A 12,258-nucleotide genomic window follows, 5' to 3' on the forward strand; every position below is an offset into this window, starting at 1 on the left:
AAGACCGCGTCGGCCCCCCAAACTTGCTGGCACGGGTCTGGTGGCACAGGGCGGTACAAGATCCGCCGCCAGCTGCCGATAAACTTCTGATGCACCGTCCGGTCACAATCTTGAGGCCGGTCAACCCGCTGTCCGGTCATCCGGGCATGCCGTGCGTGGCGGTGCGACATCGATAACGGATGGTGATGCTTAGATGGATTTCAAAGACTATTACAAGATCCTGGGTGTGGAGCCGACGGCCGACGACGCCACGATCAAGGCCGCCTATCGCAAACTGGCGCGCAAGTACCACCCGGATGTAAGCAAAGAGAAAGACGCTGAGACCAAGTTCAAGGATGTCTCCGAGGCGTATGAAGCGCTGAAGAGTGCGGACAAACGCGCTGAATACGATGACTTGCGCCGCTATGGCCAGCACGGCCAGCCGTTCCAGGGGCCGCCGGGGTGGCAGAGCCGTGGTGGTTTTGGCGGGCAGGACACTGGCGATTTCTCGGATTTCTTCAGTTCGATCTTTGGCAATCGCGGGCCGGGTTTCGGTGGCGGACAATCGGGTCGCAGCGCCGGCCGTCGGGGGCAAGACGTGGAAATGGAATTACCGATCTTCCTGGAAGAGACCCTGTCGAACGAATCGAAGAAGGTCAGCTTCCAGGTGCCGCAGTACAACGCCGCGGGCCAGCATGTGAGCAATACCAGCAGAAGCCTGAACGTGAAGATCCCGCTGGGAGTGACCGATGGCGAGCGCATCCGCCTCAAGGGCCAGGGCGCGCCCGGCATCGGTGGCGGCGCCAATGGCGACTTGTACCTGACCATTCGTTTCGCCCCGCACCCCAAGTTCGATGTCGAAGGCCAGGACCTGATCATCACTTTGCCCCTGGCGCCGTGGGAACTGGCGTTGGGCACCGAGGTGGCGGTGCCGACCCTCACCGGCAAGATCAACCTCAAGGTGCCGGCCGGCAGCCAGAACGGCCAGCGCATGCGCGCCAAGGGCCACGGCCTGCGCAACAAGGCCGGCGAGCGCGGTTACCTGTTCGTGCAGCTCAAGGCCGTGATGCCCAAGGCCAGCGACGAATCGGTCAAGGCGCTGTGGGCGGAGTTGGCGAAGAAAGCCGCATTTGATCCGCGGGAGAACTTCTGAACCGAGGATCATGGCTAGACTCGACAGTTGAAGCATTGGGAGAAGCAGACCATGAGCAACCCGATCATTGAACTGAACCTGATGGAATTCTGTGAGGCCGCTGCGTTGGCCGATGTACATGTGATCGAAATTATCGAGCATGGCATTCTCGAACCTCACGGCACGGCCCCCACGGACTGGCGTTTCACTGATTACGAACTGGTCCTGGCCCGGCGTGCAGCGAAGCTGCGCCGCGAGTTGGAGCTGGAATGGGAGGGCGTCGCCCTGGCGCTGGACCTGCTGGAAGAGGTGCAGCAGCTGCGCAGCGAAAACCGCATGCTCAAGCAGCGGCTGGGGCGGTTGGTCGAATGAGGCAGGCTGGACATAAAACCCTGTGGCGAGGGAGCTTGCTCCCGCTCGGTTGCGCAGCAACCGCCAAAAAGCGAGGGCTGCTTCGCACCCCAGCGGGAGCAAGCTCCCTCGCCACGGAGTTTGCGTTCGGCCAGTTATCCACTCAAAACAGAAAATACCGCTGCGCCATCGGCAGCACATCCGCCGGTTCACACCACAACAGCACGCCATCGGCCTTGACCTGATAGGTTTGCGGGTCGACGTCGATGCTCGGCAGGTAGTCGTTGTGGATCAGGTCGGTCTTCTGCACATCGCGACAACCTTTCACCACGGCGATCCGTTTCTTCAAGCCCAATTGCTCCGGCAGGCCCGCCTCGGCGGCGGCCTGGCTGATGAAGGTCAGGCTGGTGGCGTGTCGTGAGCCGCCGTAGCTGGCGAACATCGGCCGGTAGTGCACCGGTTGCGGTGTCGGAATCGAGGCGTTGGCATCGCCCATCAGGCTGGCGGCAATCGCCCCGCCCTTGAGAATCAAGGTCGGTTTGACGCCGAAGAACGCCGGGCGCCACAACACCAGGTCGGCCCATTTGCCGACTTCGATGGAGCCCACCTCATGGCTGATGCCATGGGTGATCGCCGGGTTGATGGTGTACTTGGCGATGTAGCGCTTGATGCGGAAATTGTCGTTATCGGCGCCATCGCCGGGCAGGGCGCCGCGCTGCTTTTTCATCTTGTCGGCGGTTTGCCAGGTGCGGGTGATGACCTCGCCGACGCGACCCATGGCCTGGCTGTCGGAGCTGATCATCGAGAACGCGCCGAGGTCATGGAGGATGTCTTCGGCAGCGATGGTTTCGCGGCGGATGCGGCTTTCGGCGAAGGCCACGTCTTCGGCGATGCTCGGGTCCAGGTGGTGGCAGACCATCAGCATGTCGAGATGCTCGTCGATGGTGTTGCGGGTGAATGGCCGGGTCGGGTTGGTGGAGCTGGGCAACACGTTAGGAAAACCGCAGGCCTTGATGATGTCCGGTGCATGACCGCCACCGGCACCTTCGGTGTGGTAGGTGTGGATGGTGCGGCCCTTGAACGCCGCCAGGGTGGTTTCGACGAAGCCGGATTCGTTGAGGGTGTCGGTGTGGATCGCCACCTGCACATCGTACTGGTCGGCCACGCTCAGGCAGTTGTCGATGGCCGCCGGCGTGGTACCCCAGTCTTCATGCAGCTTCAGGCCGATGGCCCCGGCCTTGACCTGCTCGACCAGCGGCTCCGGCAGGCTGGCGTTGCCCTTGCCGGTGAAACCGATGTTCATCGGGAACGCGTCGGCGGCCTGGAGCATGCGCGCCAGGTGCCACGGCCCGGAGGTGCAGGTGGTGGCGTTGGTCCCGGTAGCCGGGCCCGTGCCGCCGCCGATCATGGTGGTGACACCGCTCATCAGCGCTTCTTCGATCTGTTGCGGGCAGATGAAGTGGATATGGGTGTCGATGCCGCCGGCGGTGAGGATCATGCCTTCGCCGGCGATCACTTCGGTGCTCGCCCCGATGGCGATGGTCACGTCGGGCTGGATGTCCGGGTTGCCGGCCTTGCCGATCGCCGCGATGCGCCCGTGCTTGAGGCCGACATCGGCCTTGACGATGCCCCAGTGGTCAATGATCAGTGCGTTGGTGATCAACGTGTCGACCACCTCGGCGGCCAGCAGTTGGCTCTGGCCCATGCCATCGCGAATCACCTTGCCGCCGCCGAACTTCACTTCTTCGCCGTAGGTGGTGAAGTCCTTTTCCACTTCGATCCACAACTCGGTATCGGCCAGGCGAACCTTGTCGCCGACGGTGGGGCCGAACATGTCGGCGTAGGCTTGTCTCGAAATCTTCATGTGCTCGCCTTGAAACTCAATTGAATATTGGAACCGTTCGCTGCGCTCACTCATCGCGAGCAAGCTCGCTCCCACATTTGATCGCGTTTCCCTGTGGGAGCGAGCTTGCTCGCGATGAGGCCAGTGCAGGCACCCTCTGACTTACAGGTCGCCCATGACCCGCCCGGCAAACCCGAACACCCGCCGGTGCCCGGCCAGGTCCACCAGTTCCACCTCGCGGCTCTGGCCCGGTTCGAAGCGCACCGCCGTGCCGGCCGGGATGTTCAGGCGCATGCCTCGGCTGGCGGCGCGGTCGAAGGCCAGGGCGTCGTTGGTTTCGAAAAAATGAAAATGCGAGCCGACCTGGATCGGCCGGTCGCCGCTGTTGGCGACGTTCAGCTTGAGGGTACGGCGGCCGACGTTGAGCTCGATGTCGCCGGGCTGGACCTGGTACTGGCCTGGAATCATTGCGGTTGCCCCAAAGTCTTGTAGTAGATGGCGGTCGGGCTGTAGGTCCCGTCCGGGCTCTGGCAGTAGTCGGGCAGTTCGCCGACGCGGGTGTAGCCCATGGCGCGGTAGAACGCCTCGGCCTCGGAACCGGCCTCGGTGTCGAGGTACAGCAGGCCGCGCTTGTGCTGGCGCGCACCGAGCTCCAAGGCATTCATCAACTGCTGGCCGAGGCCGCGGCGGCGGGCATCGCCGCGCACAAGCAGCTTTTGCACTTCGGCGCGGTTGAGGCCGTTGGGCTTCTGGCACAGCGCGAGCTGGACGCTGGCTTGCACCTGCTCGTCCTTGACCACCACCCACAGCAGCAGATGGCCCTGGTTGAGGCTGGCCTGGACCTCGTCGAAATAGGCGCGGGCCTGGACGGCATCGAGGTCAGCCATGAACCCCACGCTGGCGCCATAACCCACGGCGTCAAGCAGCAGATCAATCAAGCCCTGGCGGTAATGCGCGAAGCTTTCAGCGTGGACTCGGCGCAACTGGGCGGCGTTCATCGGTATCACTCCTTGTCGATGGTGGGCGGTAGCGCCCCGGGATTGAGGACCAACTGCATGAAGGTCAGGTCCAGCCAGCGACCAAACTTGGTGCCCACCTGGGGCATCTGCCCGGTGATGGCAAAACCGGCCCGCTCGTGCAGGCGAATCGACGCCGAGTTGCCGCTCTCGATGGCCGCAACCATCACGTGTTTGCCGCAGGCCCTGGCGCGCTCGATCAGCGCACTCATCAGCAACGGGCCGAGCCCATTGCCACGTTGATCGCTGCGTACGTACACCGAATGTTCCACGGTATGGCGGAAACCGTCGAACGGCCGCCAGTCGCCGAATGAAGCGTAGCCGAGCACGTTATCTTCGGCGTCGCTGATCACCAGCACCGGATAACCCTGGGTTTGCCGGGCGCTGAACCAGGCCTGGCGATTGCCCAGGTCCACAGCCTGTTCGTTCCAGATCGCCGTGGTGTTGAGGACCGCATCGTTGTAGATGTCACGGATCGCCGGCAGGTCGGCAGGGCGGGCGTCACGAATCTGATAAGTCATGCCGTGACCTCAGGCGATGGGCTGGTGGACGGTGACCAGTTTGGTGCCGTCGGGGAATGTCGCCTCGACCTGGATCTCTGGGATCATTTCCGGAATGCCTTCCATCACCTGCTCGCGGCTCAGCAGCGTTGTGCCGTAGTGCATCAGCTCGGCCACGGTCTGGCCGTCACGAGCACCTTCCAGCAGCGCGGCGGAAATGTAGGCCATGGCTTCCGGATAGTTGAGCTTCAGGCCACGAGCCAGGCGCCGCTCGGCGACGAGGCCGGCGGTGAAGATCAGCAGCTTGTCTTTTTCGCGTGGGGTCAGGTCCATGTGCAGTCCAGTAAGGGCAGATAAAATTTTGCGGTAGACACATTCCACTGTGGGAGCGAGCCTGCTCGCGAAAGCGGTGTGTCAGTCAACAATCATGTTGGATGTTCTATTGCTTTCGCGAGCAGGCTCGCTCCCACAGATGAAATAACTAAGTACTCCAGATTCTCGGTGGCATGGCTTCTCGTCCGAGCAATGCGGGCCTGAGCAAGCGCCACAGTTCAATCAACCACCCGCGCGCCAGTAATGCCTCGCTCGCCAGGCAGCGGGCGACGACCAGGCCGGGCAACTGGGTCAGGTCGCCGCGCACGGCATGGCCGAGGGATCGGCAGCGCTCCAGCAGCTCGCTGTCGATCTCGCCGGTCACCAGCAACGTCGCAAACACCGGATCACCGCCCAACCCGATGGGGGAATCGAGCAAGCCGTCACCGCCGACAATGCGCTGGCGTTCATGCCACAGCAACTGGCCGTCGCGGCGAATGTCCAGCCGCGATTGAAAGTGGCCGAGATCGAAGCGTTCGCCGCTGGCCGGTCGGCCGAGGGCAACCATGTCCCAGTAGAACAGCCGGGCGTCGCCCTGCAGATCGATGCAGGTGCTGAGTTCGGCCTGGGCCGCGCTGAACACGATGGTTTCCTGAGGCAGCCATTCCAGGGTCGCACCGCCAGCCACGCTCAGTTTCAGTTGCTGGTACGCCGGGCCGGCCGCGCGGTACCACTTGGCCGCGCCGGGGCTGGTCAGTTGCGCCCAGGCACCGGGGCCGACGTGAGCCGAGATGTCCAGCCGATCACCGCCGGCAATCCCGCCGGGCGGGTGGACGATGATGTGCTGGCAGACTTTGGGACCTTCGGCGTACAGGTGTTTCTGCACCCGCAGTGGACCTTTGTGGCGACGCTGGACCGGACGCGTGCAGTCGCCGAATCGGGCATAGCCCAAGTCCAGCTCGGCGTGCCAGCTGGGGGTGAACAGGGCGGAGGGCGATACAGGTAGATTCATGATTTTCTGATTATCGTCGGGACGCCAAGACTAGGGTTTGAACGAAAAGTCGCCGAGCGGCGATCAGGCAAGGCGAAAACAGGCGAGGAAGCGAAGTTGACTGGTTGTCAATGAGCATTCCGAGCCTGTTTTCAACGCAGCATGATCGTCGCGCAGGCACTTTTCGTACAAAGCCTAGATCGTTACCAGCCCGCGCACACCCTCGGCTTGCATATTTTCGCCGCGGCCTTGCTGGACGATCTCGCCCCGGGACATCACCAGGTACTGATCGGCCAGCTCGGCGGCGAAGTCGTAGAACTGCTCCACCAGCAAGATCGCCATGTCGCCCCGGGCCGCGAGTTTCCTGATTACCGCGCCAATCTCCTTGATCACCGACGGCTGGATGCCTTCGGTGGGCTCGTCGAGAATCAGCAGGCGCGGACGGCTGGCCAGGGCCCGGCCAATGGCGAGCTGCTGTTGCTGGCCACCAGACAGGTCACCGCCGCGGCGTTGTTTCATCTGTAGCAGCACCGGGAACAATTCATAGATGAAGGCCGGCACTTCCTTGGCCTCGGAACCCGGGAAACGCGAAAGCCCCATCAGCAGGTTTTCTTCCACCGTCAGCCGAGCGAAAATTTCCCGGCCCTGGGGCACATAGGCGATGCCGGCATGTACCCGCTGGTGCGGCTTGAAGCCGGTGATGGCCTTGCCTTCCCAACTCACCACGCCTTCCTTGGCCGGCAGCAGGCCCATCAGGCATTTGAGCAGGGTGGTCTTGCCCACACCGTTGCGGCCCAGCAGGCACGTCACCTCGCCGACCTTGGCGTCGAACGACAGGCCCCGCAGGATGTGGCTACCGCCGTAGTACTGGTGCAGCTTGTCGACTTGCAGCATGTTCCAGACTCTCCTCAAGTCCCCTGTGGGAGCGAGCTTGCTCGCGATGACTGCGGCACATTCAACACATGTGCAGGCTGAACTACCGCTATCGCGAGCAAGCTCGCTCCCACAGGAAACAGCATGTGTCGTTCTAGCGACCGAGATACACCTCGATCACCCGCTCATCGGCCTGCACCTGCTCCAGCGACCCTTCGGCCAACACGCTGCCCTGGTGCAGCACGGTGACGTGATCGGCGATCGCGCCGACGAAGCCCATATCATGTTCCACCACCATCAGCGAATGTTTGCCGGCCAGGGATTTGAACAGCTCGGCGGTGAAGTCTGTCTCGGCGTCGGTCATGCCCGCCACCGGCTCGTCGAGCAGTAGCAGTTGCGGGTCCTGGACCAGCAGCATGCCAATCTCCAGAAATTGCTTCTGCCCGTGAGACAGCAACCCGGCGGCGCGATTGACCGAGGCGGTGAGGCGGATGGTTTCAAGCACTTCGCCGATACGGTCATATTGTCCGCCGGTCAGTTTCGCCCGCAGGCTGGCCCATACCGATTTGTCGGTCTTGAGCGCCAGTTCCAGATTCTCGAACACGCTCAAGGCTTCGAACACCGTCGGCTTCTGGAACTTGCGGCCGATACCGGCCTGGGCAATCTGCACTTCGCTCATGCTGGTCAGGTCCAGGGTTTCGCCAAACCAGGCCTTGCCGTGGCTGGGTCGGGTCTTGCCGGTAATGACGTCCATCAAGGTGGTCTTGCCGGCACCGTTGGGGCCGATGATGCAGCGCAATTCGCCGACGCCGATGTACAGGTTCAGATCGTTGAGCGCCTTGAAACCGTCGAAGCTGACGCTGATGTCTTCCAGGGTCAGGATGGTGCCGTGGCGGGTGTTCAGGCCCACGCCAGCGGCGTGGCCGAGGCCGATCGCATCGCGGCTGCTGCCCTGGTCCCGATTGGCATCGACAGGGGGCTCGATAATCGGTTCGAGCATGAAGTCCGCCGTGGGTGTGATTCGCATCATTCGCCCCTTTTCTTCAGCAAGCCGATCACGCCCTTGGGCAGATACAGCGTCACGACAATGAACAACGCGCCGAGGAAGAACAGCCAGTACTCAGGAAACGCCACGGTGAACCAGCTCTTCATGCCATTGACCACGCCAGCGCCCAGTAGCGGTCCGATCAGCGTGCCGCGCCCGCCAAGGGCCACCCACACGGCAGCTTCGATTGAATTGGTCGGCGACATTTCGCTGGGGTTGATGATGCCCACCTGCGGCACGTACAGCGCCCCCGCCAGGCCGCACAACACTGCGCTCAACACCCAGACGAACAGCTTGAAACCACGGGGATCGTAGCCGCAGAACATCAGGCGATTTTCCGCATCGCGCAGGGCCGTCAGCACCCGTCCGAACTTGCTGCGGGCCAGGCGCCAACCGATGAACAGGCTCGCCACCAGCAACAGCACCGTGGCAAAAAACAGCACCGCGCGGGTGCCCGGCTCGGTGATGCCAAAGCCCAGGATCGAACGGAAATTGGTGAAGCCGTTGTTGCCGCCAAAACCCGTCTCGTTGCGGAAAAACAGCAGCATCCCGGCGAAGGTAAGGGCCTGGGTCATGATCGAGAAATACACGCCCTTGATCCGCGAGCGGAACGCGAAGAAGCCGAAAACCAGTGCCAGCAAACCGGGTGCCAGCACCACCAGGCACAGCGCCCAGAGGAAACTGTCGGTGCCGGCCCAGTACCAGGGCAGTTCGGTCCACGACAAAAACGTCATGAATGCCGGAAGGCCGTCACCGGCGGCCTGGCGCATCAGGTACATGCCCATGGCGTAGCCGCCCAGGGCGAAGAACAGGCCGTGACCGAGGGAGAGCAGGCCGGCGTAGCCCCAGACCAGGTCCAGCGCCAGGGCAACGATGGCATAGCAGAGGATCTTGCCCACCAGGGTCAGCGTGTAGGCCGAGATGTGCAGCGGATTGTCCGCCGCCAGCAACGACAGCAACGGCAGGCTCAGCAGCACGGCGAGAATCAGCGCGCCGACGGCAACGGTGAGTTTGGGACCGGCCTTTTGTGTGGCCGTGAGCATCAGGGGCTGGTTCATCAGTCGATTACCCGTCCTTTGAGCGCGAAGAGGCCTTGCGGACGCTTCTGGATGAACAGAATGATCAGCGCAAGGATCAGGATCTTGCCGAGCACGGCGCCGATCTGCGGTTCGAGGATCTTGTTGGCGATGCCCAGGCCGAACGCGGCGAACACGCTGCCGGCCAATTGGCCGACGCCGCCAAGTACTACCACCAGGAACGAGTCGATGATGTAGCTCTGGCCCAGGTCCGGGCCGACGTTGCCGATCTGGCTCAAAGCCACGCCGCCGAGCCCGGCGATGCCCGAGCCGAGGCCGAAAGCGAGCATGTCGACCCGCCCGGTGGGCACGCCGCAGCAGGCGGCCATGTTGCGGTTCTGGGTCACGGCGCGCACGTTCAGGCCCAGGCGCGTCTTGTTCAGCAACAGCCAGGTCAGGACCACCACGAACAGCGCGAAGGCGATGATCACGATGCGGTTGTACGGCAGCACCAGGTTCGGCAGCACCTGGATCCCACCCGAGAGCCAGGCCGGGTTGGCGACTTCGACGTTCTGCGCGCCGAACACCAGGCGCACCAGCTGAATCAGCATCAGGCTGATGCCCCAGGTGGCGAGCAGGGTTTCCAGCGGGCGCCCGTAGAGGTGGCGGATCACCGTGCGCTCCAGTGCCATGCCGATGGCCGCGGTGATGAAAAACGCCACAGGCAGGGCGATCAGCGGGTAGAACTCGATGGCGTTCGGGGCGAAGCGCTGGAACAGCATCTGCACCACATACGTGGAGTAGGCGCCGAGCATCAGCATTTCGCCGTGGGCCATGTTGATCACCCCGAGCAGGCCAAAGGTGATTGCCAGGCCGAGGGCGGCGAGCAGCAGGATCGAGCCCAGGGACATGCCGCTGAAGGCCTGGCCCAGCAGCTCGCCGATGAGCAGTTTGCGCTTGACCTGGCCGAGGCTGGTTTCAGCGGCGGTGCGCACGGCGGCATCGGTTTCGACGCCGGGTTCGAGCAGGGCTTCCAGGCGGGTGCGGGCCAGCGGGTCGCCGGTTTCCCCCAACAGGCGGACGGCGGCCAGGCGCACGGAAGGGTTGGCATCGACCAGTTGCAGGTTCGCCAGGGCCAGGCTCAGGGCGGCATGCACGTCTTCGTCCTGCTCACCGGCCAGTTGCCGATCAAGAAACGCCAGTTGCGCGGGGCGGGCACTTTTTTGCAACTGCTGCGCGGCAGTCAGGCGTACGCGGGCGTCCACGGCGAGTAGCTGGTGGCTGGCGAGAGCGGTTTCGATCAGCCCTCGCAAACGGTTGTTCAGGCGCAGGGTCTTTGGCTGGCCGTCGATGGTCAATTGGCCTTGCTGCAGGGCATTGATCAATTCGACGCGCGCCGGGTCGGGCTGCGCGGCCCAGGCTTCCAGGAGCTTGGCCTGCTGGGTCGGGTTGGCGGCGACGAAGTCTTCGGCTTCGCCGGCGTGGGCCGTCAATGGCAGCAGCAGTGCCAGGGCGAGGATGAAGCGGTAAAGGGCGGTGGGCATAGCGAGTCGCCTTACGCGGACAATGTGGGAGCGAGCTTGCTCGCGATGGCGGTGGTTCAGTTTCATCAATGTTGAATTTGAGTCCGCTATCGTCGGATCGCCGCCCGGAGCAAGCTCGCTCCCACAGGGAGTTGTGTCGGCCCTGAGCGTCGTGCTCGGACCGACACCCATGGGCTCAGTTGCTCTTCACCGCATAGTCAGGCTTCTTGTCGTTGCCGGCGATGAACGGGCTCCACGGCTGGGCGCGGATCGGCCCTTCGGTCTGCCAGACCACGTTGAACTGACCGTCGGCCTGGATCTCGCCGATCATCACCGGCTTGTGCAGGTGATGGTTGGTCTTGTCCATGGTCAGGGTGTAACCCGACGGCGCGGCGAAGGTCTGGCCGGCCAGGGCTTCGCGGACTTTGTCGACATCGGTGGACTTGGCTTTTTCCACCGCTTGCGCCCACATGTGGATGCCGACGTAGGTGGCTTCCATCGGGTCGTTGGTTACCGCTTTGTCGGCGCCCGGCAGGTTCTTGGCCTTGGCGTAGGCCTTCCAGGAATCGACGAATTTCTTGTTCGCCGGGTTATCCACGGATTCGAAGTAGTTCCACGCCGCCAGGTTACCCACCAGCGGTTTGGTGTCGATGCCGCGCAGTTCCTCTTCGCCCACCGAGAAGGCCACGACCGGTACATCGGTGGCTTTCAGGCCCTGGTTCGCCAGCTCTTTATAAAACGGTACGTTGGAATCGCCATTGACCGTGGAGATGACGGCGGTCTTGCCGCCGGCCGAGAATTTCTTGATGTTGGCAACGATGGTCTGGTAATCGCTGTGGCCGAACGGGGTGTAGACCTCTTCGATATCCTTGTCCGCCACGCCTTTGGAGTGCAGGAACGAACGCAGGATCTTGTTGGTGGTGCGCGGATAGACGTAGTCGGTGCCCAGCAGGAAGTAGCGCTTGGCGCTGCCGCCTTCTTCGCTCATCAGGTATTCCACCGCCGGGATCGCCTGCTGGTTTGGCGCTGCGCCGGTGTAGAAAACGTTCGGCGACATTTCTTCGCCTTCGTACTGCACCGGATAGAACAGCAGGCCGTTGAGTTCTTCGAACACCGGCAACACGGATTTGCGCGACACCGAGGTCCAGCAGCCGAACACCACGGCGACCTTGTCCTGAGTCAGCAACTGGCGGCCCTTTTCAGCGAACAGCGGCCAGTTCGATGCCGGGTCCACGACCACCGCTTCAAGCTTCTTGCCGTTCACTCCACCCTTGGCGTTGATCTCGTCGATGGTCATCAACGCCATGTCCTTGAGGGACGTTTCGGAGATCGCCATGGTCCCGGACAACGAATGCAGGATGCCGACCTTGATGGTCTCGGCGGCCTGGACGGTCCAGGCCATGCCCATCGCGGCAATGCTTGCCGAGAGTGTAAAAGCCTTGATCAAGCTACGACGCTTCATTGTGCGATCTCCGTGGTCTTTATGTTTTTCTGGATGGCAGATGCAAACGCTGAAAGCGCTTTTGCAAGGGGTGTGCCCGGTCGGGGAAAGGCTTTGAAATGCGGGGCCGGCGGCAAGAGAGGGAAGTGACGATGCACCATCAGCGACCACATCGCTGATGCTGGTGCAGGATGGCGCTCCGCATTGGGGCGCGGATGAGGTTGACCCAAGGTGAA

At 62.9% G+C, this 12,258-nt stretch carries 13 protein-coding genes; 2 read left to right on the forward strand and 11 right to left on the reverse strand.

Annotated elements, in window-relative coordinates; translation table 11 throughout:
* The first annotated feature begins 193 nt into the window (after window positions 1-193).
* Complete coding sequence (locus J3P91_RS02855; RefSeq protein ID WP_434569968.1) at window positions 194-1,132, forward strand: DnaJ C-terminal domain-containing protein; 939 nt, start codon at window positions 194-196, stop codon at window positions 1,130-1,132.
* Window positions 1,133-1,183: 51 nt separating this feature from the next.
* Window positions 1,184-1,483, forward strand: coding sequence for a chaperone modulator CbpM (locus J3P91_RS02860; RefSeq protein ID WP_264433249.1), 300 nt, complete (start codon window positions 1,184-1,186; stop codon window positions 1,481-1,483).
* A 142-nt stretch (window positions 1,484-1,625) separates the two neighbouring features.
* Here J3P91_RS02860 and ureC read toward each other — a convergent pair whose 3' ends face one another.
* The 11 genes from ureC to urtA all read right to left on the reverse strand — a co-directional run bounded on the left by ureC (window position 1,626) and on the right by urtA (window position 12,043).
* Window positions 1,626-3,326, reverse strand: a complete 1,701-nt coding sequence (gene ureC / locus J3P91_RS02865) for an urease subunit alpha (protein WP_434602682.1) — start codon at window positions 3,324-3,326, stop codon at window positions 1,626-1,628.
* A 141-nt stretch (window positions 3,327-3,467) separates the two neighbouring features.
* Entirely contained in the window at window positions 3,468-3,773 is a 306-nt protein-coding gene (locus tag J3P91_RS02870) for an urease subunit beta (protein ID WP_434602683.1), read from the reverse strand.
* The gene (locus J3P91_RS02875) at window positions 3,770-4,303 is read right to left on the reverse strand and encodes a GNAT family N-acetyltransferase (protein ID WP_305497115.1); all 534 of its coding nucleotides are present in this window, start codon (window positions 4,301-4,303) and stop codon (window positions 3,770-3,772) included. Before J3P91_RS02875 ends, J3P91_RS02870 begins: the two co-directional genes overlap by 4 nt.
* Before the next feature lie 5 nt (window positions 4,304-4,308).
* Entirely contained in the window at window positions 4,309-4,842 is a 534-nt protein-coding gene (locus J3P91_RS02880) for a GNAT family N-acetyltransferase (RefSeq protein ID WP_434569965.1), read from the reverse strand.
* Window positions 4,843-4,851: 9 nt separating this feature from the next.
* Window positions 4,852-5,154: an urease subunit gamma gene (gene ureA, locus J3P91_RS02885; RefSeq protein ID WP_003197350.1), complete on the reverse strand. Its 303-nt coding sequence runs from the start codon at window positions 5,152-5,154 to the stop codon at window positions 4,852-4,854.
* 148 nt (window positions 5,155-5,302) lie between these two features.
* Window positions 5,303-6,145, reverse strand: a complete 843-nt coding sequence (locus tag J3P91_RS02890) for an urease accessory protein UreD (RefSeq protein ID WP_434602684.1) — start codon at window positions 6,143-6,145, stop codon at window positions 5,303-5,305.
* Between the two features lie 174 nt (window positions 6,146-6,319).
* Window positions 6,320-7,018 (reverse strand): urea ABC transporter ATP-binding subunit UrtE, encoded by a 699-nt coding sequence (gene urtE, locus J3P91_RS02895; protein WP_434602685.1) that lies wholly within the window; start codon window positions 7,016-7,018, stop codon window positions 6,320-6,322.
* A gap of 133 nt (window positions 7,019-7,151) precedes the next feature.
* Window positions 7,152-8,024, reverse strand: coding sequence for an urea ABC transporter ATP-binding protein UrtD (gene urtD / locus J3P91_RS02900; RefSeq protein ID WP_434604977.1), 873 nt, complete (start codon window positions 8,022-8,024; stop codon window positions 7,152-7,154).
* On the reverse strand, window positions 8,024-9,100 hold the full coding sequence (gene urtC, locus J3P91_RS02905; RefSeq protein ID WP_434569961.1) for an urea ABC transporter permease subunit UrtC: 1,077 nt from the start codon (window positions 9,098-9,100) through the stop codon (window positions 8,024-8,026). Before urtC ends, urtD begins: the two co-directional genes overlap by 1 nt.
* Window positions 9,100-10,602, reverse strand: a complete 1,503-nt coding sequence (urtB, locus tag J3P91_RS02910; protein WP_434602686.1) for an urea ABC transporter permease subunit UrtB — start codon at window positions 10,600-10,602, stop codon at window positions 9,100-9,102. The genes urtC and urtB overlap by 1 nt, the downstream gene beginning before the upstream one ends.
* A gap of 175 nt (window positions 10,603-10,777) precedes the next feature.
* On the reverse strand, window positions 10,778-12,043 hold the full coding sequence (urtA, locus tag J3P91_RS02915) for an urea ABC transporter substrate-binding protein (protein WP_025211599.1): 1,266 nt from the start codon (window positions 12,041-12,043) through the stop codon (window positions 10,778-10,780).
* Between the last annotated feature and the right edge of the window lie 215 nt (window positions 12,044-12,258).

It is taken from the genome of Pseudomonas sp. Z4-7, from assembly GCF_051131965.1.
In the GTDB taxonomy this organism is placed as follows: Bacteria; Pseudomonadota; Gammaproteobacteria; order Pseudomonadales; family Pseudomonadaceae; genus Aquipseudomonas.

What these genes read in the sequence shown, in the direction of transcription:
- J3P91_RS02870 (WP_434602683.1), bottom strand. Translation starts at nt 3,773, where the DNA reads ATGATTCCAGGCCAGTACCAGGTCCAGCCCGGCGACATCGAGCTCAAC.
- J3P91_RS02890 (WP_434602684.1), bottom strand. Translation starts at nt 6,145, where the DNA reads ATGAATCTACCTGTATCGCCCTCCGCCCTGTTCACCCCCAGCTGGCAC.
- J3P91_RS02855 (WP_434569968.1), top strand. Translation starts at nt 194, where the DNA reads ATGGATTTCAAAGACTATTACAAGATCCTGGGTGTGGAGCCGACGGCC.
- urtC (WP_434569961.1), bottom strand. Translation starts at nt 9,100, where the DNA reads ATGAACCAGCCCCTGATGCTCACGGCCACACAAAAGGCCGGTCCCAAA.
- urtE (WP_434602685.1), bottom strand. Translation starts at nt 7,018, where the DNA reads ATGCTGCAAGTCGACAAGCTGCACCAGTACTACGGCGGTAGCCACATC.
- J3P91_RS02860 (WP_264433249.1), top strand. Translation starts at nt 1,184, where the DNA reads ATGAGCAACCCGATCATTGAACTGAACCTGATGGAATTCTGTGAGGCC.
- J3P91_RS02875 (WP_305497115.1), bottom strand. Translation starts at nt 4,303, where the DNA reads ATGAACGCCGCCCAGTTGCGCCGAGTCCACGCTGAAAGCTTCGCGCAT.
- urtB (WP_434602686.1), bottom strand. Translation starts at nt 10,602, where the DNA reads ATGCCCACCGCCCTTTACCGCTTCATCCTCGCCCTGGCACTGCTGCTG.
- J3P91_RS02880 (WP_434569965.1), bottom strand. Translation starts at nt 4,842, where the DNA reads ATGACTTATCAGATTCGTGACGCCCGCCCTGCCGACCTGCCGGCGATC.
- urtD (WP_434604977.1), bottom strand. Translation starts at nt 8,024, where the DNA reads ATGCGAATCACACCCACGGCGGACTTCATGCTCGAACCGATTATCGAG.
- urtA (WP_025211599.1), bottom strand. Translation starts at nt 12,043, where the DNA reads ATGAAGCGTCGTAGCTTGATCAAGGCTTTTACACTCTCGGCAAGCATT.
- ureC (WP_434602682.1), bottom strand. Translation starts at nt 3,326, where the DNA reads ATGAAGATTTCGAGACAAGCCTACGCCGACATGTTCGGCCCCACCGTC.
- ureA (WP_003197350.1), bottom strand. Translation starts at nt 5,154, where the DNA reads ATGGACCTGACCCCACGCGAAAAAGACAAGCTGCTGATCTTCACCGCC.